At 70.4% G+C, this 22184-nt stretch carries 18 protein-coding genes and 1 pseudogene; 17 read left to right on the forward strand and 2 right to left on the reverse strand.

Features of this window, described 5'->3' with window-relative positions; genetic code table 11:
- Positions 1-36: 36 nt before the first annotated feature.
- The gene (lysX, locus tag A5711_RS24985; protein WP_082975840.1) at positions 37-3372 is read right to left on the reverse strand and encodes a bifunctional lysylphosphatidylglycerol synthetase/lysine--tRNA ligase LysX; all 3336 of its coding nucleotides are present in this window, start codon (positions 3370-3372) and stop codon (positions 37-39) included.
- 439 nt (positions 3373-3811) lie between these two features.
- Here lysX and infC point away from each other — a divergent pair, with 439 nt between their 5' ends.
- The 4 genes from infC to A5711_RS25005 all read left to right on the forward strand — a co-directional run bounded on the left by infC (position 3812) and on the right by A5711_RS25005 (position 5919).
- Positions 3812-4417: a translation initiation factor IF-3 gene (gene infC / locus A5711_RS24990; protein ID WP_082939437.1), complete on the forward strand. Its 606-nt coding sequence runs from the start codon at positions 3812-3814 to the stop codon at positions 4415-4417.
- Positions 4418-4457: 40 nt separating this feature from the next.
- Positions 4458-4652: a 50S ribosomal protein L35 gene (gene rpmI / locus A5711_RS24995; RefSeq protein WP_067951226.1), complete on the forward strand. Its 195-nt coding sequence runs from the start codon at positions 4458-4460 to the stop codon at positions 4650-4652.
- A gap of 76 nt (positions 4653-4728) precedes the next feature.
- Positions 4729-5124, forward strand: coding sequence for a 50S ribosomal protein L20 (gene rplT / locus A5711_RS25000; protein ID WP_046184507.1), 396 nt, complete (start codon positions 4729-4731; stop codon positions 5122-5124).
- A gap of 3 nt (positions 5125-5127) precedes the next feature.
- Complete coding sequence (locus A5711_RS25005) at positions 5128-5919, forward strand: RNA methyltransferase (protein WP_067951227.1); 792 nt, start codon at positions 5128-5130, stop codon at positions 5917-5919.
- Here A5711_RS25005 and A5711_RS25010 read toward each other — a convergent pair.
- The gene (locus A5711_RS25010) at positions 5906-6949 is read right to left on the reverse strand and encodes an oxygenase MpaB family protein (RefSeq protein ID WP_067951228.1); all 1044 of its coding nucleotides are present in this window, start codon (positions 6947-6949) and stop codon (positions 5906-5908) included. The genes A5711_RS25005 and A5711_RS25010 overlap by 14 nt on opposite strands.
- 191 nt (positions 6950-7140) lie before the next feature.
- Here A5711_RS25010 and A5711_RS25015 point away from each other — a divergent pair, with 191 nt between their 5' ends.
- The 13 genes and pseudogenes from A5711_RS25015 to A5711_RS25075 all read left to right on the forward strand — a co-directional run bounded on the left by A5711_RS25015 (position 7141) and on the right by A5711_RS25075 (position 22147).
- Positions 7141-8055, forward strand: a complete 915-nt coding sequence (locus tag A5711_RS25015) for an adenylate/guanylate cyclase domain-containing protein (RefSeq protein WP_067951229.1) — start codon at positions 7141-7143, stop codon at positions 8053-8055.
- A 17-nt stretch (positions 8056-8072) separates the two neighbouring features.
- Positions 8073-8876, forward strand: coding sequence for a rhomboid-like protein (locus A5711_RS25020; protein ID WP_067951307.1), 804 nt, complete (start codon positions 8073-8075; stop codon positions 8874-8876).
- A gap of 120 nt (positions 8877-8996) precedes the next feature.
- Positions 8997-10040 carry a phenylalanine--tRNA ligase subunit alpha gene (pheS, locus tag A5711_RS25025; protein WP_067951231.1) on the forward strand — a complete coding sequence of 348 codons (1044 nt, stop codon included), beginning with the start codon at positions 8997-8999 and terminating at the stop codon, positions 10038-10040.
- A complete protein-coding gene (gene pheT, locus A5711_RS25030; protein ID WP_067951234.1) occupies positions 10040-12526 on the forward strand; it encodes a phenylalanine--tRNA ligase subunit beta in 2487 nt (828 codons plus the stop codon). The genes pheS and pheT overlap by 1 nt, the downstream gene beginning before the upstream one ends.
- Positions 12527-12566: 40 nt before the next feature.
- A pseudogene (gene argC, locus A5711_RS25035) lies at positions 12567-13626 on the forward strand (N-acetyl-gamma-glutamyl-phosphate reductase).
- Positions 13581-14834: a bifunctional glutamate N-acetyltransferase/amino-acid acetyltransferase ArgJ gene (argJ, locus tag A5711_RS25040; protein WP_231987546.1), complete on the forward strand. Its 1254-nt coding sequence runs from the start codon at positions 13581-13583 to the stop codon at positions 14832-14834. Before argC ends, argJ begins: the two are co-directional and overlap by 46 nt.
- A complete protein-coding gene (gene argB, locus A5711_RS25045) occupies positions 14831-15718 on the forward strand; it encodes an acetylglutamate kinase (RefSeq protein ID WP_067951239.1) in 888 nt (295 codons plus the stop codon). Before argJ ends, argB begins: the two co-directional genes overlap by 4 nt.
- A gap of 14 nt (positions 15719-15732) precedes the next feature.
- A complete protein-coding gene (locus A5711_RS25050; protein WP_231972071.1) occupies positions 15733-16914 on the forward strand; it encodes an acetylornithine transaminase in 1182 nt (393 codons plus the stop codon).
- Entirely contained in the window at positions 16904-17833 is a 930-nt protein-coding gene (argF, locus tag A5711_RS25055; RefSeq protein ID WP_067951243.1) for an ornithine carbamoyltransferase, read from the forward strand. The genes A5711_RS25050 and argF overlap by 11 nt, the downstream gene beginning before the upstream one ends.
- Positions 17830-18324 (forward strand): arginine repressor, encoded by a 495-nt coding sequence (locus A5711_RS25060; protein WP_067951245.1) that lies wholly within the window; start codon positions 17830-17832, stop codon positions 18322-18324. Before argF ends, A5711_RS25060 begins: the two co-directional genes overlap by 4 nt.
- Before the next feature lie 16 nt (positions 18325-18340).
- Positions 18341-19561, forward strand: coding sequence for an argininosuccinate synthase (locus A5711_RS25065; RefSeq protein ID WP_067951247.1), 1221 nt, complete (start codon positions 18341-18343; stop codon positions 19559-19561).
- Positions 19558-20976 carry an argininosuccinate lyase gene (argH, locus tag A5711_RS25070; protein WP_067951249.1) on the forward strand — a complete coding sequence of 473 codons (1419 nt, stop codon included), beginning with the start codon at positions 19558-19560 and terminating at the stop codon, positions 20974-20976. Before A5711_RS25065 ends, argH begins: the two co-directional genes overlap by 4 nt.
- Before the next feature lie 109 nt (positions 20977-21085).
- Positions 21086-22147 (forward strand): type III polyketide synthase, encoded by a 1062-nt coding sequence (locus A5711_RS25075; protein ID WP_067951254.1) that lies wholly within the window; start codon positions 21086-21088, stop codon positions 22145-22147.
- Positions 22148-22184: the final 37 nt, after the last annotated feature.

Genomic DNA, 22184 nt, shown 5'->3' on the forward strand with positions numbered 1-22184 from the left:
TGTTCGCCGGTGGGCCGCCCGCGTGTCCGGGGCCGCCTAGTGGGGCTTGGCCAGCGGAAATGGCAGCGTTTCACGGATGCTACGGCCGGTTATGAGCATGACGAGCCGATCGATGCCCATGCCGAGCCCGCCGGTGGGCGGCATCGCGTACTCCATGGCCTGCAGGAAGTCTTCGTCGAGCTCCATGGCCTCGGGGTCGCCGCCGGCGGCCAGCAGCGACTGCTCCTGCAGGCGGCGGCGCTGCTCGACCGGGTCGGTGAGCTCGCTGTAGGCGGTCCCCAGCTCGACGCCCCAGGCCACCAGGTCCCACCTTTCGGCGACGCCGCGCCGGCTGCGGTGCGGCCGGGTCAACGGCGAGACGGACGTCGGGAAGTCGATGTAGAAGGTCGGCCGCTCGGTCCGGTCCTCGACCAGGTGCTCGTACAGCTCCAGCACCACGGCGCCGGCATCCCACTGCGCGCGATACGGAATGTGGGCCGCGTCGGAAAGTTTGCGCAAAACGGACAGCGGGGTGTCGGGATCGATGTGTTCCCCGAGCGCCGCGGACACCGCGTCGTGCACGGTCTTCACCGGCCAGTCCCCGGAGATGTCGATCGGTTCGAGGCGGCCGTCGGCGCCGGGCCGCAGCACGGTCTGCTCGCCGTTGGCGGCCTGCGCGGCGTTTTGAATGAGCTCCCGGCTGCCGTCGATCCAGACCATGTAGTCGGCGTGCGCCTGGTAGGCCTCCAGCAGGGTGAACTCCGGGTTGTGGCTGAAGTCGACCCCCTCGTTGCGGAAGGCCCGGCCCAGCTCGAAGACCCGCTCCACGCCGCCGACGCACAGCCGCTTCAGGTACAGCTCCGGCGCGATGCGCAGGAACAGGTCCATGTCGTAGGTGTTGATGTGGGTGACGAACGGCCGGGCGGTGGCTCCGCCGTGGATCTGCTGCAGGATCGGCGTCTCGACTTCGATGAACCCCTTGGCGAACAAGGTTTCCCGGACGGAGCGCAAGACACTGCTGCGGGCCGTGACCAGCTCGCGCGACTCGGGATTGACCGCCAGGTCGACGTAGCGGGTCCGCACCCGCGCCTCGGGGTCGGTCAGCCCCTTCCACTTGTTCGGCAGCGGCCGCAGGCACTTACCGATCATCCGCCAGTCGCGCACGATCAACGAGCGGGTGCCGTTCTTGGAAAAGCCCATGTGCCCGGTCATCTCGACCAGGTCGCCGAGGTCGATGGCCGCGGTGAAGTCCGCGGTGCGGCTGTGTTCCAGGCGTGAATTGTCCAGCAGCACCTGCAATTCGCCCGACCAGTCCCGCAGCTGGGCGAACAGCACCCCGCCGTAATCGCGTATCCGCAGTATCCGGCCCGCCACCGAGACGGTTTCCTGATCGTCGGCGTCCAGCGCCCGGGCGATCGTGTGACTGGGCGGTGATCCCACCGGGTATGCGTCAATGCCGTTGCGCCGCAATATCTTCAGCTTGGCCAGGCGCACCCGTACCTGCTCGGGCAGGCGGGCCCTCGACTCTTCGAGTTCCGCGTCGTCCCGTCGCTGCTGAAGCTCGCTGACGTCGGGCGCCGAGCCGTCGTGATGCAGCAGGCCCGACTCCACCAGCCTGGGCGGCACGGCGGGGTGATGGCCGGTGTGCACCTTCTCGCGCCGGGTGAACGGCAGCACCAGGAAGCCCTCGGCGATCACCGAGGCGACGCCGACCCGGGGGATCAGCCGCGCGTCCTCGTAGCAGGCGTAGCGCGGGACCCATTCCGGTTGGTACTTCATGTTCGACCGGTACAGCGTCTCCAGCTGCCACCACCGCGAGAAGAACAGCAGCAGCCCCCGCCACAGCCGGGCGACCGGGCCCGCGCCGAGCTGGGCGCCCTGTTCGAACGCCGAGCGGAACATCGCGAAGTTCAGCGAAATGCGGCTGATGCCAAGGGTTTCGGCGGTCAGCGCGAGCTCGCTGACCATGAGCTCGATGGTGCCGTTGGGGGACTGCGGCGAGCGGCGCATCAAGTCCAGGGAGACCCCGGTGGTTCCCCACGGGACCAGCGACAGCATCGCCACGACGGCGCCGTCGCGGTCCAGCGCTTCGACCAGCAGGCAGTCGCCATCCGCCGGATCGCCCAGCCGGCCCAGCGCCATGGAGAAGCCGCGCTCGGTCTGCGTGTCGCGCCAGGCGTCGGCGCGGGTGATCGTCTGGGTCATCTCCTCGGCCGAGATGTCGCGGTGCCGGCGGATGCGCACCGTCAGCCCCGCCCGGCGGGCCCGGGTCACGGCTTGGCGCACCCCGCGCATGTCGGGGCCGGACAGCCGGAAATCGGCGGTCCGCAGGATGGCCTCGTCGCCCAACTCGAGCGCGTTGAGCCCCGCTTCCCGATAGACGCGCGCCCCCTGCGTGCTGGCACCCATGACGCCCGGCGCCCAGCCGTAGGTCTGGCACAGCCCCAGCCACGCGTCGATGGCCTGCGGCCACGCCCGCGGGTCGCCGATCGGGTCGCCGCTGGCCAGGCAGACGCCGACTTCGACGCGGTAGGTGATGGCGGCGCGGCCGCTTTGCGCGAACACCACCGACTTGTCGCGGCGGGTCGCGAAGTATCCGAGCGAGTCGTGCTTGCCGTACAGCTCGAGCAGCCCGCGGATGGCCGACTCGTCCTCACCGGTGAGCGCGTTCTCGGCGCGCTGGGATTGGAAGAGCACGATGGTCGCCAGGATCAGCGCCAGCGCTCCGAACAGGCCGAAGATCGCGTTGAGGAACACGTGCGGCTTGCCGGTGAACAGGTCCGGATCGGCCAGGGCGAATCCGACCACCCGGTTGGCCACGTAGGGCAGGCGGTCCTGGCGCGCCAGCGTTCCGGGCCACAACTCCACCAGGCCCCACGAGACCAGGATTCCGACCACGTCCCCCGCGACCAGCACCGCGGCCGCCTTGACCAGAGCGCCTTTGCGGACCTTGGCCCAGAACTCCCGGTACGCCAGCACCAGCAGCACGATCGCCACGATGTGCACCGCGAACCCGAGGTTCTCCCCGAAGGTTTCGGCCGCGGTGTTGTCGCCCGCGGCCATGTCGGCGACGTTCAGGCCGGCGGAAAGGATCATCTGGCCGAGCAGCACCAGCCAGGCGATCCGTTTCCGGGCGGTCAGGGCCGCGGCCAGCAATGCCAGCACGAATGACCACGCGATGCTGGTGTCGGGGAAGTTGAACAGGTAGTTGTTGATGAACTCCCGGGGGACCTTGATCAGCCACCGGATCGCCGGGGAGACGCTGGCCAGCAGCGACACGGTGGCGATGACGCCCACAATCCACCCGGCCGCCGCCGGTACCCAGCGATACCGGGATTGCGACCGGCCGCGAGCCCCCGAACGGGACCCCGAACGAGATGAAGCGAGAGTCACAGACCGCGAGGATATGCCCTCAATCCGTGAAAAGCTTGGCGAAGCGCGAAGAGGGGCTGGCAATAATTGGTCCGGTCGCCCAAGCGTGCTCGTGCGCGCCGGACGGGGGTCCGGGGCGAAGTGCAAAAAGCCGCCCCGTGGCTGCTAAACTGGCGTCCGCGACCATCCCGGCGAAGGCCAGGATCAGTAAGTGGAGTCCCACTCCCACCGCGTGCCACGAAGTTTCCTTCAAGGCTTGGCGGTCCGGTCACAGACATCGCGCATGTCTGTTCCGCGAGCAACGCGGGCGGCTTGACTAGTTGCAAGCCGTGATCGGTCGGCATTGGGCCCTGCTATTGCAGGGCTTTTCTGCTGGTGGTGTGGTGTTTCCGCCGCTGGATCCCGACCGAGGCCCTGGCCGTGAGCGCAGGATATCTATAAGCCCAACAAGGGAGGCCCCATCAGCACTGAGACCCGCGTCAACGAGCGCATCCGCGTACCTGAAGTCCGATTGATCGGCCCCGGGGGAGAGCAGGTAGGCATAGTGCGCATCGAAGACGCACTGCGCGTCGCTGCGGACGCCGATCTCGACCTCGTCGAAGTCGCCCCCAACGCCAGACCCCCGGTCTGCAAGATCATGGACTACGGCAAGTTCAAATACGAGGCGGCGCAAAAGGCGCGCGAATCCCGCCGGAACCAGCAGCAGACCGTCGTCAAAGAGCAAAAACTGCGACCAAAGATCGACGATCACGATTACGAGACCAAGAAGGGTCACGTGATCCGCTTCCTGGAGGCGGGTTCGAAGGTGAAGGTCACCATCATGTTCCGCGGACGTGAGCAGTCGCGGCCCGAGTTGGGCTACCGCTTGCTGCAGCGGCTGGGCGCGGACGTCGCCGAGTACGGCTTCGTCGAGACGTCCGCCAAGCAGGACGGCCGCAACATGACGATGGTGCTGGCCCCGCACCGCGGCGCGAAGACTCGTGCCAGGGCGCGGCACCCCGAAGGACCCGGGGACGGCGCGGCATCGGACGCCGACGCGGGCGCCGACACCCCTTCACCCAACTGACCCGAGACCACTAGCGAGAATTTTCAGAAGTAGAGGAAACATGCCCAAGGCCAAGACCCACAGCGGGGCTTCGAAGCGGTTCCGGCGCACCGGAACCGGCAAGATCCTGCGCGAGAAGGCGAACCGTCGCCACCTGTTCGAGCACAAGCCGTCCACCCGGACTCGCCGGCTGGAAGGCCGCACGACCGTGGCGGCCAACGACACCAAGCGGATCAACAAGCTGCTGAACGGCTGATCTTCACCATCCGAGCGCCGGGGCCCGTCGGTGCCGGCACCCGACCCATTTACTTAGAACGAGAGTAGGAACACCCATGGCACGCGTGAAGCGGGCGGTCAACGCCCACAAGAAGAGGCGCAGCATTCTCAAGGCCTCGAAGGGCTATCGCGGCCAGCGCTCGCGGCTCTACCGCAAAGCCAAAGAGCAGCAGCTGCATTCGTTGAACTACGCCTACCGCGACCGCCGCGCGCGCAAGGGCGAGTTCCGGAAGCTGTGGATCTCGCGGATCAACGCGGCGGCGCGCGCCAACGACATCACCTACAACCGGCTGATCCAGGGTCTGAAGGCCGCCGGTGTGGAAGTGGACCGCAAGAACCTCGCCGACATCGCGATCACCGATCCCGCGGCGTTCACCGCGCTGGTTGACGTCGCCCGGGCCGCACTGCCCGAGGACGTCAACGCGCCCTCGGATTCCGGAGAGGCCGCCTAGCCCCTGCTGACCGAACGTTCGGCCCGGGTCGCCGCGGCGGTCAAACTGCATCGCCACGTCGGCCGGCGGCGGGCGGGCCGATTCCTGGCCGAAGGCCCCAACCTGGTCGAGGCGGCGGCCGCCCGCGGCCTGGTCCGCGACGTCTTCGTCACCGAAGCCGCGTCGCAGCGGTATGCGGCTTTGCTTGGCGCGCAGCGCTGTCCGGTCCATCTGGTCAGCGAACGGGCCGCAAAGGCGCTGTCGGACACCGTCACCCCCACCGGGCTGGTGGCCGTCTGCGAAATGCCCGCGACCGGCCTGGCGGACGTGCTGGCCGGCTCACCCCGGCTGATCGCGGTCGCCGTCGAGCTCGGCGAACCGGGCAACGCCGGCACGGTCATTCGCATCGCCGACGCCATGGGCGCACAGGGCGTGATCCTCGGCGGGCACAGCGTCGACCCGTACAACGGCAAGTGTCTGCGCGCCTCGACCGGCAGCATCTTCTCGATTCCGGTGGTCGCCGAGCCCGACGCGGCCGCCGCGCTGGGCGCCGTGCGCGCCGCCGGGCTGCAGGTGTTGGCGACCACGGTGGACGGCGAGACCCGCCTCGACGACGCCGCGGCGCTGCTCGCCAGGCCCACCGCGTGGTTGTTCGGGCCCGAATCACAGGGTCTGCCAACCGAAATCGCGGCCGCGGCCGATCACCGCATGCGCATCCCGATGGCCGGCGGTGCCGAGAGCCTGAACGTGGCCTCCGCCGCGGCCATCTGCCTCTACCAGAGCGCGCAGGCGCTCGGCTTGTTCAAGCGGCCCTGACGCGACCCCGGGCGGGCCGCAGACCCGCCAGCGACAGCGTCCCGTGTACCAGCGAGCCGGCGCGCTCCATGAGCGCCTTGGCCGGGTCGAGCGGCGAGCGGGGCTTTGGGGGGAAGTAGTGCATGGGCAGCCCGCGCCGGTCGCGCGGCGGCGCCATGAACGGCGGAGCCTCCACCAACGGCGCGTTGTCGGGCAGCCGCCCCTCGGCCCGGCGGTACGCGGCCAGCGCCCGGGGGTGCAGCCGAATCTCGTCGGGAACCGCCAGGAAGGCCAGTTCGACGAACTTGCCGAACAGCCGCAGCAGCACCTCGTCGCCGGGCGTCCAGCGCATGCCCGCCTTCTCGCGAACCGCGGGCTCGAACAGCCCCGCCGCGATCCAGCGCTGGCCGGCGACCAGCGGCCTGAACATCTGGTCCCAGACCGGCGTCGGCATCAGCACGAATTTCGGCTTGGGGATCCGGATTCGGAAGATGTCCAGCGTCGCCTGGTTGATTTCCAATTGCTCGCGGCAGACCCGGTCCCAATACTCCTGGAACTCCTCCCAGGAGGTGGGCACCGGTCGCATGCTCATCCCGTACATCCGGTACCACCGGACGTGCTCGTCGAACAGCTGCCGCTTCTCGGCCTCCGTCAAGCCCCCGCAGAAGTACTCGGCCACCTTGATCACCAGCATGAAGAAGGTGGCGTGGGCCCAATAGAAGGTTTCGGGGTTCAGCGCGTGATACCGGCGCCCGGACGCGTCGACGCCCTTGATGGTGTGGTGGTAGCTCGTGATCTGCCGTCCCGTCTGGGCCGCCCGGTCACCGTCGTAGACGACGCCCATGATCGGGTACACCGAGCGGGCCACCCGCTGCAGGGGCTCGCGCAGCAGGATCGAATGCTCCTCGACGCCCGCGCCAAGCTCGGGATACATGTTCTGGATCGCGCCGATCCAGACGCCCATCATTCCCGTGCGTAGATCGCCGAAGTACTTCCAGGTCAGGGAATCGGGCCCGAGCGGATCGTCGGATCTCGTTGGAATGGCAGTCATCTCGGCCTCCTCGGCTCACGATAACTTTGACAACGCGCGTTGTCTACGATTTCGGCCGCGCACGCCGATGGGTGTTACGCAGCGTCCATAGCGGTGTGGCGTCCCTGTGATCAGGCGATACGTTGCGAGCTGTGACACAAACCGCGAAGCCTTCATTGCCCGCCTCCGGCGCAACCAAATAACCTGGCCAGGTGGAACTCGCGCGTCGCGACTCGGACTCGGGCGAGCCCGGACAACCGACGGCGACGTCGTCCGATTCGCCGCCGCGTTCCGCGGTCTCGGCGCACGGCGCCTCGCAGTGGTTGCACAACCGGAATCACAGTCCCGGCGCCGTGGCGTTCATCCGCCGGGCGCGGCGTCTGCTGCCCGGCGACCCCGAGTTCGGCGACCCGCTGTCCACCGCCGGCGACGGTGGACCGCGCGCCGCGGCGCGTGCCGCCGACCGACTGCTGGGGGATCGCGACGCGGTGTCGCGGGAAGTCAGCCTCGGGCTGTTGCAGGTGTGGCAGGCGCTGACCGAGTCGGTCGCCCGGCGCCCCGCGAATCCCGAGGTGACGCTGGTGTTCACCGACCTGGTCGGCTTCTCGTCGTGGTCCTTGCAGGCCGGTGACGAGGCGGCGCTCACCCTGCTGCGACAGGTGGCGCGGGCCGTCGAGCCGCCGCTGCTGGACGCCGGTGGCCACATCGTCAAACGGATGGGTGACGGCCTGATGGCCGTCTTCGGCGATCCCACGGTCGCGCTGCGGGCCGTCCTGGCAGCCAAGGATGCGCTGAAGTCCGTCGAGGTGGCCGGCTACACGCCGCGGATGCGGGTCGGGATTCACACCGGGCGGCCCCAGCGGTTGGCGGCGGACTGGCTCGGTGTCGACGTCAACATCGCCGCGCGGGTGATGGAACGGGCCACCAAAGGCGGGGTCATGGTGTCAGGTTCGACACTCGACCTGATCGCCCAGAGCGAACTGGACGCAATGGGCGTGGTCGCCAAACGTGCACGTAAACCGGTTTTTGCGGGCAAGACGACGGGCGTCCCGGCCGACTTGGCGATATATCGTTTGAGGACTCATAGGGAGTTGACAGCGCCCGATCACACTTCCGAAACAAATTAATCGACATAATGGACGCAATGTTTGGGGGCGTCTTCGCCCGGCTCGCCCGGGTCCAGTTCACGGTGGGATACGTGGCGATGCTGCTCGCCGTCAGCTGTGCCATCTTGGCGCTCGGCCCGCACGCGCACGACGTGCTGGTCGAGCGGGCCAGCACCAACCTGCACAACCTGGCCCATGGCCACGTGGGCACGCTGCTGGGCAGCGCGCTGGTCGTCGACGCCGGTCCGCTCTACTTCTGGTTGCCGTTCCTCACCTGCCTGCTCGCGCTCGGCGAACTGCACCTGCGCACCATCCGGCTGGTGGTCGCGTTCCTCGTCGGGCACATCGGCGCGACGCTGCTCGTGGCCGCCGCCCTGGCCGCCGCGGTCGAGTTCGAGTGGATGCCGGTGTCGATCACCCGGGCCAGCGACGTCGGGATGAGCTACGGCGCCCTGGCGGTGCTCGGGGCGATGACGGCGGTGATTCCGCAGCGCTGGCGGGCCGCCTGGGTCGGTTGGTGGGTGTCGGCCGGCATCGCCTCGGCGATCATCGGCGGCGATTTCACCGATGCCGGCCATACCGTCGCGGTGGTGTTGGGCGTGCTGGTCTCCGCCCGGCTCCGCCAGCCCATCCACTGGACGCCGGTCCGCATCATGATGCTGGCCGCCTCGTCGGGCTTCGGCTTTCTGCTGCTGGCCCATCACTGGGGCACGATGGCCGCGGCGCCCGCCTTCGGCGTCCTGGGCGCGCTGGCCGCGCACAAGCTCGTGCGGTTCGCCACCGGGCGCGCGGTGGCGGACGACGCCGCCCTGGCCGGTGCGCAGCCGGTCGCGGCCGGCTAGACACCGGCTCGCCCTTACCCCGAAGCGCCCGCCGGGCCGCGCGCACCGCATCACTATGATCGGCACTTGCCGCTGGGGACCTTCCTCCCAGCCCCTCATCAGCAAGGAGCGTGTCGCCGCGTGGGTGCTCAGCCCGTCGACCTGTCACCGGATGCCTTGGCCGAGGCGGTCGGCGCCGCCCGGGAGGCGATCGCGCTCGCCGGCGATCTGGACGCGCTGGCGCGCGTGAAGACCGAGCACCTCGGTGACCGCTCACCGCTGGCGCTGGCCCGCCAGGCGCTGGGCAGCGTCCCCAAGGACGAGCGGGCCGACGCCGGCAAGCGGGTCAACTCCGCGCGAACCGAAGTGCAGCGCAGCTACGACGATCGGCTGGCGGCGCTGCGGGCCGAACGCGACGCGGCGGTGCTGGCCGCCGAGGGCATCGACGTCACCCTGCCGTCGGGCCGGCAGCCGACCGGCGCCCGACACCCGATCACCCAGCTGGCCGATCACATCGCCGACACCTTCGTCGCGATGGGGTGGGAGCTGGCGGAGGGGCCGGAAGTCGAGACCGAGCAGTTCAACTTCGACGCCCTCAACTTCCCCGCGGACCACCCGGCGCGCAGCGAGCAGGACACCTTCTACATCGCGCCGGACGATTCCCGGCAGCTGCTGCGCACCCACACGTCGCCGGTGCAGGTGCGCACCCTGCTGGCCCACGAGCTGCCCGTCTACATCATCTCGATCGGCCGCACCTTCCGCACCGACGAGCTCGACGCCACCCACACGCCGGTCTTCCACCAGGTCGAGGGGCTGGCGGTGGACCGCGGCCTGTCCATGGCGCATCTGCGGGGCACCCTCGACGCGTTCGCCCGGGCCGAGTTCGGCCCGGAGGCGCGCACCCGGATCCGCCCGCACTTCTTCCCGTTCACCGAACCCTCCGCCGAGGTCGACGTGTGGTTCGTCGGCAAGAAGGGTGGCGCCGGCTGGGTGGAGTGGGGCGGCTGCGGCATGGTGCACCCAAACGTGTTGCGGGCGGCCGGGATTGACCCCGACGTCTACTCCGGGTTCGCGTTCGGGATGGGCCTGGAACGCACCCTGCAGTTCCGTAACGGCATACCCGACATGCGCGACATGGTCGAGGGCGACGTCCGGTTCTCGTTGCCGTTCGGGGTGGGTGCCTGATGCGCATCCCCTACAGCTGGCTGCAAGAAGTGGTAGCGGCGGGCGCCCCGGGCTGGGACGTCGCGCCCGGCGACCTCGAGCAGGCGTTGATCCGCATCGGCCACGAGGTCGAGGAGGTCGTCACCCTCGGCCCGGTCGACGGGCCGCTGACCGTGGGACGGGTGACGGGCATCGAGGAGCTCACCGGCTTCAAAAAGCCGATCCGCGCCTGCCGGGTGGATGTCGGCGACGGCGCGGAGCGCGACATCGTTTGCGGTGCAACGAATTTCGTCGTCGGCGATCTGGTGGTCGTGGCGTTGCCCGGCACCACGCTGCCGGGCGGGTTCGCTATCACCGCACGCAAGACCTACGGCCGCGACTCCGACGGCATGATCTGCTCGGCGGCCGAACTCGGTTTGGGCGCTGACCATTCCGGGATCCTGGTGCTGCCGCCCGGCACCGCCGAGCCGGGCGCCGAGGGCGCCGCGGTCCTGGGCCTGGACGACGTGGTCTTTCACCTCGCGATCACCCCCGACCGGGGCTACGGCATGTCGGTGCGGGGGCTCGCCCGCGAGATCGCCTGCGCCTTCGACCTGAATTTCGTCGACCCGGCGGACATCAAGCCGTTGCCGGCCGAGGGCGAGGCGTGGCCGCTCACGGTGGACGCCGAGACCGGCGTGCGCCGATTCGCCCTGCGGCCCGTCACCGGGATCGACCCGGCGGCGGTGTCGCCGTGGTGGCTGCAACGGCGGCTGCTGCTGGCCGGGATCCGTGCGACGTCGCCGGCGGTGGACGTCACCAACTACGTGATGCTCGAACTCGGTCACCCCATGCACGCCCATGACCGCGACCGCATCTCCGGGGGCCTCGTCGTGCGGTTCGCCCGTCCCGGCGAGACGGTCGTCACCCTGGACGACATCGAGCGCCGGCTCGATCCGGCCGACGTCCTGATCGTCGACGACCGGGCGACCGCGGCGATCGGTGGCGTGATGGGCGCGGCGAGCACCGAGGTGCGCGCCGACTCCACCGACGTGCTGCTGGAGGCCGCCGTCTGGGACCCGGCGGCCGTCTCGCGCACCCAGCGCCGGTTGTACCTGCCCAGCGAGGCGGCCCGGCGCTACGAGCGCGGCGTGGACCCGGCCGTCTCGGTGGCCGCACTGGACCGCTGCGCGGCGCTGCTCGTCGAGATCGCCGGGGGAGCGGTGGAGGAGAAGCTGACCGATTGGCGGGGCGACCCGCCGACCGACGACTGGTCGCTACCGCCGATCCGGATGCCGGCCGACCTGCCCGACCGTGTCGCCGGGGTGGCCTACCCCGCGGGCGCCACCGCGCGGCGCCTGACGCAGATCGGGGCTTCGGTGAGCGACGGCGGCGGGATCCTGACCGTGACGCCGCCGAGCTGGCGACCCGATCTGTTGCAGCCCGCCGACCTCGTGGAGGAGGTGCTGCGGCTGGAGGGGCTCGAGACCATTCCGTCGGTGCTGCCCGCGGCCCCGGCGGGCCGGGGCCTCACCGCGGGGCAGAAACGTCGCCGCGCCATCGGCAGAGCGCTCGCGGAATCGGGGTACGTCGAGATCCTGCCGACGCCGTTCCTGCCCGCGGGCGTGTTCGACCTGTGGGGCCTGCCGGAAGACGACCCGCGACGCGCCACCACGCGGGTGCTCAACCCGCTGGAAGCCGACCGGCCGCATCTGGCGACCACGCTGCTGCCCGCGCTGCTGGAAGCGTTGGTGCGCAACGTATCCCGCGGGCTGGTGGACGTCGGGCTGTATGCCCTGGCGCAGGTGGTGCAACCGACCGAGCAGACCCGCGGCGTGCAGCCCATTCCCGTGCACCGCCGGCCGACCGATCACGAGATCGCCCTGCTGGACGCCTCGTTGCCCCGCCAGCCGCAGCACGCCGCGGTGGTGCTGGCGGGCCTGCGCGAACGCCGCGGCCCCTGGGGGCCCGGCCGGCGGGCCGAGGCCGCCGACGCGTTCGACGCGGCGCGCATCATCGCCCGCGCCAGCGGCGTCGAGGTGAGCCTGCGGGCGGCCCGACTCCTGCCCTGGCATCCGGGCCGATGCGCCGAGGTGCTCGTCGGGGAGACCGTCGTCGGTCACGCCGGGCAGCTGCACCCCGCCGTGATCGAGCGGTCCAACCTGCCAAAGGGCACCTGCGCCGTCGAACTGAACCTCGACGCGATCCCGATCGTCCAGGCGCTGCCGGCGCCCAGGGTCTCGCCGTTCCCGGCCGTCTTCCAGGACCTCAGCCTGGTGGTGCCCGCGCACGTGGCCGCCCAGGCGGTGGCCGACGCGGTCCGGGAAGGCGCCGGCGAGCTGCTGGAAGACCTGCAACTCTTCGACGTCTTCACCGGCCCGCAGCTCGGGGAAGACCGCAAATCGCTGACCTTCGCACTGCGGTTCCGCGCCCCGGACCGCACGCTGACCGAGGACGACGCCAGCGCGGCCCGCGACGCCGCGGTGCGACGCGCCGCCGAGGCGGTCGGCGCCGAACTGCGGGCCTAGCCGCCGACGCTGGAATGGATTTGCAAAGCAATGCATAACCATGCAGAATCGGCGGAATGGCCGACGTACTGAGGGTGGCGATCGCCGGGGCCAGCGGCTACGCCGGCGGTGAAATCCTCCGCCTGTTGCTCGGCCATCCGGCCTATGCCGACGGCCGCCTCGCAATCGGTTCGCTGACCGCCGCGACCAGCGCCGGCAGCACGCTCGGCGAGCACCACCCGCACCTGACGCCGCTGGCCCAGCGGGTGGTCGAGCCCACCGAACTCGCCGTGCTGGCCGGCCACGACGTGGTGTTCCTGGCCCTGCCGCACGGGCATTCGGCCGCGCTGGCCGAACAGCTCGGCCCGGACACCCTGATCATCGACTGCGGCGCCGACTTCCGGCTTACGGACGCCGGCGCCTGGGAACGGTTCTACGGCTCCCCGCACGCCGGCAGCTGGCCCTACGGGCTGCCCGAACTGCCGGGCGCGCGGGAGCGGTTGCGCGGCGCGCGGCGCATCGCCGTCCCGGGTTGCTACCCGACTGCGGCGCTACTGGCGTTGCTGCCCGCGGTGGCCGAGGATCTGATCGAGCCCGCCGTCACGGTGGTCGCCGTGAGCGGGACCTCCGGGGCGGGCCGGGCCGCCAAGACCGATCTGCTCGGCTCCGAGGTCATCGGATCCGCGCGGGCCTACAACATCGCGGGCGGCCACCGGCACACCCCCGAGATCGCCCAGGGCCTGCGGGCCGTCACCGACCGCGACGTCACGGTGTCGTTCACCCCGGTGTTGATCCCGACCTCACGCGGCATCTTGGCCACCTGTACCGCGCGCACCCGTGCGCCGCTCTCGCAGCTGCGGGCGGCCTACGAAAAGGCTTATGACGCCGAACCTTTCATTCATCTGCTGCCCGAGGGCCAGCTGCCCCGCACCGGATCGGTGATCGGCAGCAACGCGGCGCACCTGGCCGTCGCGGTGGACGCGGCCGCGGAGACGTTCGTGGCCATCGCCGCCATCGACAACCTGGTCAAGGGCACCGGCGGCGCGGCGGTGCAGTCGATGAACCTGGCGCTGGGATGGCCGGAGACGCAGGGTCTTTCGGTGGTCGGAGTCGCGCCGTGACTCGCGCAGCCGAGGCGCGCCTGGTGCACGAACAGGGCGTCACCGCGCCGGCCGGGTTCCGGGCCGCCGGCATCGCCGCCGGCATCAAGGCGTCGGGCAACCGCGACCTGGCCCTGGTTTTCAACGAGGGACCCGACTACGCGGCGGCCGGCGTGTTCACCCGCAACAAGGTCAAGGCGGCGCCGGTGCTGTGGACCCAGCAGGTGCTGACCACCGGGGCGCTGCGCGCGGTGATCCTGAACTCCGGCGGTGCCAACGCCTGCACCGGCCCGGGCGGCTTCCAGGACGCCCACGCCACCGCCGAGGCCGTCGCGGCCGCGTTGTCCGACTGGGGCACCGAGACCGGCGCCATCGAGGTCGCGGTCTGCTCCACCGGGTTGATCGGCGACCGGTTGCCGATGGACAAGATGCTGGCCGGGGTGCGCACGATCGTCCAAGACATGGCCGGCGGGCTGTCGGGCGGCGACGAGGCCGCGCGCGCGATCATGACCACCGACACCGTGCCGAAACAGGTTGCGCTGCACCACCCGGGCAACTGGACCGTCGGCGGAATGGCCAAGGGCGCGGGCATGCTGGCGCCGTCGCTGGCCACCATGCTCTGCGTGCTCACCACCGACGCGGCCGTCGATGCCGCCGCGCTCGACCGGGCGCTGCGCCGGGCCACCGCGCGCACCTTCGACCGGCTCGACATCGACGGCAGCTGCTCGACCAACGACACGGTGCTGCTGCTGGCGTCGGGGGCCAGCGAAATCACGCCGAGCCAGGCCGATCTCGACGATGCCGTGCTGCGGGTCTGCGACGACCTGTGCGCGCAACTGCAGGCCGACGCCGAGGGCGTCACCAAGCGCGTCACCGTCACCGTCACCGGGGCCACCTCGGACGACGACGCGCTGACCGCGGCGCGGGTGATCGCCCGCGACAGCCTGGTCAAGACCGCGGTGTTCGGGTCCGACCCCAACTGGGGTCGCGTGTTGGCCGCCGTCGGCATGGCGCCGGTCACGCTCGACCCGGATCGAATCACCGTGTCCTTCAACGGGTTCGCCGTGTGCGTCGACGGCGTCGGGGCGCCCGGCGCGCGCGAGGTGGACTTGTCCGGCGCCGACATCGACATCACCGTCGACCTGGGCGTGGGTGACGCCTCCGCGGCCGTACGCACCACCGACCTGTCGCACGCCTACGTCGAAGAGAACTCGGCATACAGCTCATGACAGTCAACACGCGAGAGCTGTCCACCGCGGTCAAGGCGCAGGTGCTGGCCGAGGCGCTGCCCTGGCTCAAGCAGCTGCACGGCAAGATCGTCGTCATCAAGTACGGCGGCAATGCCATGACCGACGACACGCTGCGGCACGCCTTCGCCGCCGACATGGCCTTCCTGCGCAACTGCGGCATCCACCCCGTCGTCGTGCACGGCGGGGGCCCGCAGATCACCGCCATGCTGCGGCGCCTCGGCATCGCGGGCGGTTTCAAGGGCGGCTTCCGGGTCACCACACCCGAAGTGCTCGACGTGGCGCGGATGGTGCTGTTCGGCCAAGTGGGCCGCGAACTGGTCAACCTGATCAACGCGCACGGCCCCTACGCCGTCGGCATCACCGGCGAGGACGCGCAGCTGTTCACCGCCGTGCGGCGCAGCGTCACCGTGGACGGCGTGGCCACCGACATCGGGCTGGTCGGGGACGTGGAGCGGGTCAACACCGCGGCCGTGCTGGATCTGATTGCGGCGGGCCGCATTCCGGTGGTGTCGACGCTCGCCCCGGACGCCGAGGGCGTGGTGCACAATATCAACGCCGACACCGCCGCGGCGGCGCTGGCCGAGGCCCTGCGCGCCGAAAAGCTGTTGATGCTCACCGATGTCGAGGGCCTCTACACCAGCTGGCCGGACCGCGAATCGCTGGTCAGCGAGATCGACACCGCCACCCTCGCGCAACTGCTACCCACGCTGGAGGCGGGCATGATTCCCAAGGTCGAAGCGTGCCTGCGGGCCGTGACAGCGGGTGTGCCCAGCGCACACGTCATCGACGGCAGGGTCGAACACTGCGTGTTGGTCGAGCTTTTCACCGATGCGGGCACCGGCACCAAGGTGGTGAGCAAGTGACTGAGTCCGCGGCGATGAAGCAGCGCTGGGAAGCCGTGATGATGAACAACTACGGCACCCCGCCGCTTGCGCTGGCCAGCGGTGACGGCGTCGTGGTCACCGACGTGGACGGCAACACCTACCTCGACCTGCTCGGCGGCATCGCGGTCAACGTCCTCGGCCATCGTCACCCCGCGGTCATCGAGGCCGTCACACGGCAGATGACGACGCTGGGCCACACCTCCAACCTGTATGCGAGCGAACCGGGCATCGCGCTGGCCGAGGAGTTGTCGGCCCTGCTGGGCGCCGACAAGACCGGAGCGCCGACGCGGGTGTTCTTCTGCAACTCGGGGACCGAGGCCAACGAGGTGGCGTTCAAGCTGTCGCGGCTGACCGGACGCACCAATCTCGTTGCCGCGCAGGGCGGTTTCCACGGCCGCACCATGGGTTCGCTGGCGCTGACCGGTCAGCCGAGCAAGCGGGCGCCGTTCGAGCCGTTGCCGGGTTACGTCACCCACGTGCCCTACGGCGACACCGACGCGCTGGCGGCCGCGGTCGACGACGCCACCGCCGCGGTGTTCCTCGAACCGATCATGGGGGAGGGCGGCGTCGTCGTCCCACCAGAGGGCTACCTGACAGCCGCGCGCGAGATCACCGCGCGGCACGGCGCGCTGCTGGTGCTCGACGAGGTGCAGACCGGGATGGGCCGCACCGGAGCGTTTTTCGCCCACCAGCACGACGGCATCACCCCGGACGTCGTGACCATGGCCAAGGGGCTCGGCGGCGGGCTGCCCATCGGCGCGTGCCTGGCCGTCGGCCGGGCCGCCGACCTGATGGCGCCCGGCCTGCATGGCAGCACGTTCGGCGGCAACCCCATCTGCGCCGCGGCGGCACGGGCGGTGCTGCGGGTGATCGCCGACGAGGACCTGGTCCGGCACGCCGACGTGCTGGGCAAGTCGGTGCGCGACGGGATCGAGTCCCTCAACCACCCCATGATCGACCACGTGCGCGGGCGTGGCCTGCTGCAAGGCATGGTGCTGACCGCGCCGCGCGCCAAGGAAGCCGAAAACGCCGCGCGGGCGGCCGGTTTCCTGGTCAACGCCGCCGCACCCGATGTCATCCGGCTGGCTCCGCCGCTGATCGTCACCGAAGCCCAGCTCGACAGCTTCGTCGCCGCGTTGCCGGGCATCCTGGACAGGGCCGCGGATGACGCCTAGGCACTTTCTGCGCGACGACGACCTGTCACCCCAGGAACAGGCCGAGGTGCTGCAACTGGCCGCGGACCTGAAGAAGGACCCGTTCAGCTACCGCCCGCTGGAGGGGCCCCGCGGGGTCGCGGTGATCTTCGACAAGAACTCCACCCGCACCCGGTTCTCCTTCGAGGTGGGCATCGCCCAGCTCGGCGGCCACGCCGTCGTCGTCGACGCCCGCAGCACGCAGCTGGGCCGCGACGAGACGCTGGCCGACACCGCGCGGGTGCTGTCCCGCTACGTCGAGGCCATCGTGTGGCGGACGTTCGAGCAGGACCGGCTCGAGGCCATGGCCGAGGTGGCCAGCGTGCCGGTGGTCAACGCGCTCTCCGACGATTTCCACCCCTGCCAGGTGCTCGCCGACCTGCAGACCATCGCCGAACGCAAGGGATCGCTTGCCGGACTGCGGATGTCGTACTTCGGCGACGGCGCCAACAACATGGCCCACTCGCTGCTGCTCGGCGGCGTGACCGCCGGCATGCACGTCACCATCGCGGCGCCGGACGGCTTCGCTCCCGCCCCCGCCTTCACGGCGGCGGCGCTCGAGCGCGCCGAAGCCACCGGCGGCTCGGTCACCCTGACCGCGGACGCGGACGCCGCCGCGGCCGGCGCCGACGTCCTGGTGACCGACACGTGGACGTCGATGGGGCAGGAAGGCGACGGCCTGGACCGCCGCACCCCGTTCCGGCCGTTCCAGGTCAACCAGCGGCTGCTGGGCCTGGCCGACCCGGAAGCCATTGTGCTGCACTGCCTTCCGGCGCACCGCGGCGACGAGATCACCGACGAGGTGATGGACGGGCCGGCCAGCGTGGTGTGGGACGAGGCCGAGAACCGGCTGCACGCCCAGAAGGCGTTGCTGGTGTGGCTGCTGGAGCGGTCCCGATGACCCGCTCGAAGGCGGCCGCCGAGACCACCCGGGCCGGCCGGCAGGACCGCATCGTCGCGATCCTGTCGTCGGCGTCGATCAGCAGCCAGAGCGAACTGGCGGCCCGGCTGGCCGACGAGGGCATCGAGGTCACCCAGGCCACGCTGTCACGCGACCTCGAGGAGCTCGGCGCGGTGAAGCTGCGCGGCGCCGACGGCGGCGTGGGCGTCTACATCGTCCCCGAGGACGGCAGCCCGGTGCGCGGCGTATCCGGCGGGACCGCTCGGCTGTCCCGGCTGCTGAGCGAACTCCTGGTCTCCGCCGACGCGAGCGCCAATCTCGCGGTGCTGCGCACCCCGCCCGGCGGTGCCAACTATTTGGCCAGCGCGATCGACCGCGCGGCGCTACCGTACGTCGTCGGCACCATCGCCGGCGACGACACGGTCTTCGTGGCCGCCCGAGAGCCGATGACCGGCGCCGAGCTGGCCCGCACCCTGGAAGAGCTCACCTAAAAAAGGAGATTGGTTCATGTCAGATCGCGTCATCCTGGCTTATTCCGGCGGGCTGGACACCTCGGTCGCGATCAGCTGGATCGGCAAGGAGACCGGCCGCGAGGTGGTGGCGGTGGCGATCGACCTCGGCCAGGGCGGCGAGGACATGGAGGTCGTCCGCCAGCGCGCCCTGGACTGCGGCGCGGTGGAAGCCGTCGTCGTCGATGCCCGCGACGAGTTCGCCGAGGGCTACTGCCTGCCCACCATCTTGAACAACGCGCTCTACATGGACCGCTACCCGCTGGTTTCGGCCATCAGCCGGCCGCTGATCGCCAAGCACCTGGTGGCGGCGGCCCGCGAGCACGGCGGCAGCATCGTCGCGCACGGTTGCACCGGCAAGGGCAACGACCAGGTCCGGTTCGAGGTCGGATTCGCTTCGCTGGCACCGGATTTGGAGGTGCTGGCGCCGGTCCGCGACTACGCGTGGACGCGCGAGAAGGCGATCGCGTTCGCCGAGGAGAACGCGATCCCGATTAACGTCACCAAACGCTCGCCGTTCTCCATCGACCAGAACGTGTGGGGCCGCGCCGTGGAAACCGGTTTCCTGGAACACCTTTGGAACGCGCCCACCAAGGACATCTACGCCTACACCGAAGACCCCACCATCAACTGGAACACCCCCGACGAGGTGATCGTCGGGTTCGAGCGCGGCGTCCCGGTGTCCATCGACGGCAAACCGGTGTCCGTGCTACAGGCCATCGAGGAGCTCAACCGTCGTGCCGGTAGCCAGGGCGTCGGGCGCCTGGACGTGGTCGAGGACCGGCTGGTGGGCATCAAGAGCCGCGAGATCTACGAGGCCCCCGGGGCGATGGTGCTGATCACCGCCCACACCGAGCTCGAGCACGTCACCCTGGAGCGCGAACTGGGCCGCTTCAAGCGCCACACCGACCAGCGCTGGGCGGAGCTGGTCTACGACGGACTCTGGTATTCGCCGCTGAAGACCGCGCTGGAAGCGTTCGTCGCGAAGACCCAGGAGCACGTCACGGGCGAGATCCGAATGGTGTTGCACGGCGGGCACATCGCCGTCAACGGCAGGCGCAGCGCCCAGTCGCTCTACGACTTCAACCTCGCCACCTACGACGAGGGCGACAGCTTCGACCAGTCGGCCGCGAAGGGCTTCGTCTACGTGCACGGGCTGTCGTCCAAGATCGCGTCCCGCCGAGACCTGGCCGCCGACGAAGGTCCGACCGCGACGTGAGCACGCGCGAGGGCTCGCTGTGGGGCGGGCGGTTCGCCGACGGCCCGTCGGACGCGCTGGCCGCCCTGAGCAAGTCCACCCACTTCGACTGGGTCCTGGCCCCCTACGACATCGTCGCCTCGCGGGCGCACACCGTGATTCTGTTTCACGCCGGATTGCTCGACGAGGAGCAGCGCGACGGGCTGCTGGCCGGCCTGGACAGCCTCGCCGAGGACGTGGCCGACGGCAGCTTCACCCCGCTGGTGACCGACGAGGACGTGCACGCCGCGCTGGAGCGCGGGCTGATCGACCGGGTCGGCCCCGACCTGGGTGGCCGGCTGCGGGCCGGGCGGTCGCGAAACGACCAGGTGGCCACCCTGTTCCGGATGTGGCTGCGCGACGCGGTGCGCCGGGTCGCCGACGGGGCGCTGGAGGTGGTGGCCGCGCTGGCGGGCCAGGCCGCCGAGCACCCGACGGCGATCATGCCGGGCAAGACGCACCTGCAGTCCGCGCAGCCGGTCCTGCTGGCCCACCACCTGCTTGCGCACGCACACCCGCTACTGCGCGACGTCGACCGCATCGTCGACTTCGACCGGCGCGCCGCGGTGTCCCCGTACGGCTCGGGGGCGCTGGCGGGCTCGTCGCTGGGGCTGGACCCGGACGCGATCGCCACCAAGCTGGGTTTCGCGGAGGCCGCCGACAACTCCATCGACGCGACCGCCGCCCGGGATTTCGCCGCCGAGGCCGCCTTCATCTTCGCGATGATCGCAGTGGACCTGTCACGGCTGGCCGAGGACATCATCCTGTGGAGTTCGACGGAGTTCGGCTACGTCAGGCTGCACGATTCGTGGTCCACCGGCAGCTCGATCATGCCGCAGAAGAAGAACCCGGACATCGCCGAGCTGGCCCGCGGCAAGTCCGGGCGGCTGATCGGCAACCTGGCCGGGCTGCTGGCGACGCTGAAGGCGCAGCCGCTGGCCTACAACCGCGACCTGCAGGAGGACAAGGAGCCGGTGTTCGACTCGGTCGCCCAGCTGGAGCTGGTGCTGCCGGCGATGGCCGGCCTGGTGGCCAGCCTGACGTTCGACGTCGAGCGGATGGCGGCCCTGGCCCCGGCCGGTTACACGCTGGCCACCGACATCGCCGAGTGGCTGGTGCGGCGGGGGGTGCCGTTCCGAGCCGCGCACGAGGCCGCCGGGGCCGCCGTCCGGGCGGCCGAGGGGCGTTCCGTCGGGCTCGACGAGCTGACCGACGACGAGCTGGCCGCCATCAGCCCCGAGCTGACACCGCAGGTCCGTGAGGTGTTGACGATCGAGGGCTCGGTGTCGTCGCGCGACCGTCGCGGCGGGACCGCGCCGGTCCGGGTCGCCGAGCAGCTCGAAGCCGTCCTGGCCGAGTCCGAAGAGCTCAGGGCGCGGCTCGGCGGCGGGGAATGAGAGGACTTTCGTTTCTGTGCCGCGCGGCGGCATGCCGACTAAACTGCCCGCAGAAAGTGATCCGGGTGAACATTTCGGCCCTGATCTTCGTCGTCAAGGGGTGGGACCAATGAGCGTCGTCGCTGGCGTTTCCGGCGCTTTGCCGCCGTACCGCTATTCCCAGCGCGAGCTCACCGACTTCTTCGTCAGCATCCCGGAGTTCGAGGGCTACGAGGACATCGTCCGGCAGTTGCACACCAGCGCAAAGGTCAACAGCCGGCACCTGGTGCTGCCGCTGGAGCGGTATCCCAGCCTGAACGACTTCGGCCTGGCCAACCGGATCTTCATCGAAAACGCGGTCAACCTGGGCTGCGAGGCCCTTTCGGGCGCGCTCGACGAGGCCGGCCTGCGGCCCCAGGACCTGGACGTGCTCATCACGACGACGGTCACCGGCCTCGCGGTGCCCTCACTGGACGCCCGGATCGCCGGGCGGCTGGGGCTGCGCGAGGACGTGCGCCGGGTGCCGCTGTTCGGCCTGGGCTGCGTGGCCGGGGCCGCGGGCGTGGCCCGGCTCAACGACTACCTGCGCGGGGCGCCCGACGGCGCCGCGGCCCTGATCTCGGTCGAGCTCTGTTCGCTCACCTATCCGGGCTACAAGCCGACGCTGCAGGGCATGGTCGGCAGCGCGCTGTTCGCCGACGGTGCCGGCGCCGTGGTCGCCGTCGGCGACCGCCGCGCCGAACAGGTGGGCGCCGGCGGGCCCGCCATCCTCGACTCGCGCAGCACGCTCTATCCCGATTCGCTGCGGACCATGGGCTACGACGTCGGCGCCACGGGGTTCGAGCTGGTGCTGGCCAAGGACCTGGCCCAAGTAGTCGAGGAGCACATCGAGCGGGACGTCACTGGGTTCCTCGGTGCGCACGGGCTGACGACGACCGACATCGGTGCCTGGGTGAGCCATCCCGGCGGCCCGAAGATCATCGAGGCGATCAACGCGAGCCTGGGCCTGCCGCCGGATGCCCTGGAACTGACCTGGCGCTCATTGGGTGAGATCGGCAATCTTTCGTCGGCGTCCGTGCTGCACGTGTTGCGGGACACCCGGGCCAAGCCGCCACCCAGCGGGAGCCCCGGCTTGATGATCGCGATGGGTCCGGGATTCTGTTCCGAACTCGTACTGTTGCGCTGGCATTGAGCTAAGGCATTACCTCTTGTACCCCGTGTTTTCTCGC

It is taken from the genome of Mycobacterium sp. E2238, from assembly GCF_001672665.1.
Taxonomy (GTDB): domain Bacteria; phylum Actinomycetota; class Actinomycetes; order Mycobacteriales; family Mycobacteriaceae; genus Mycobacterium.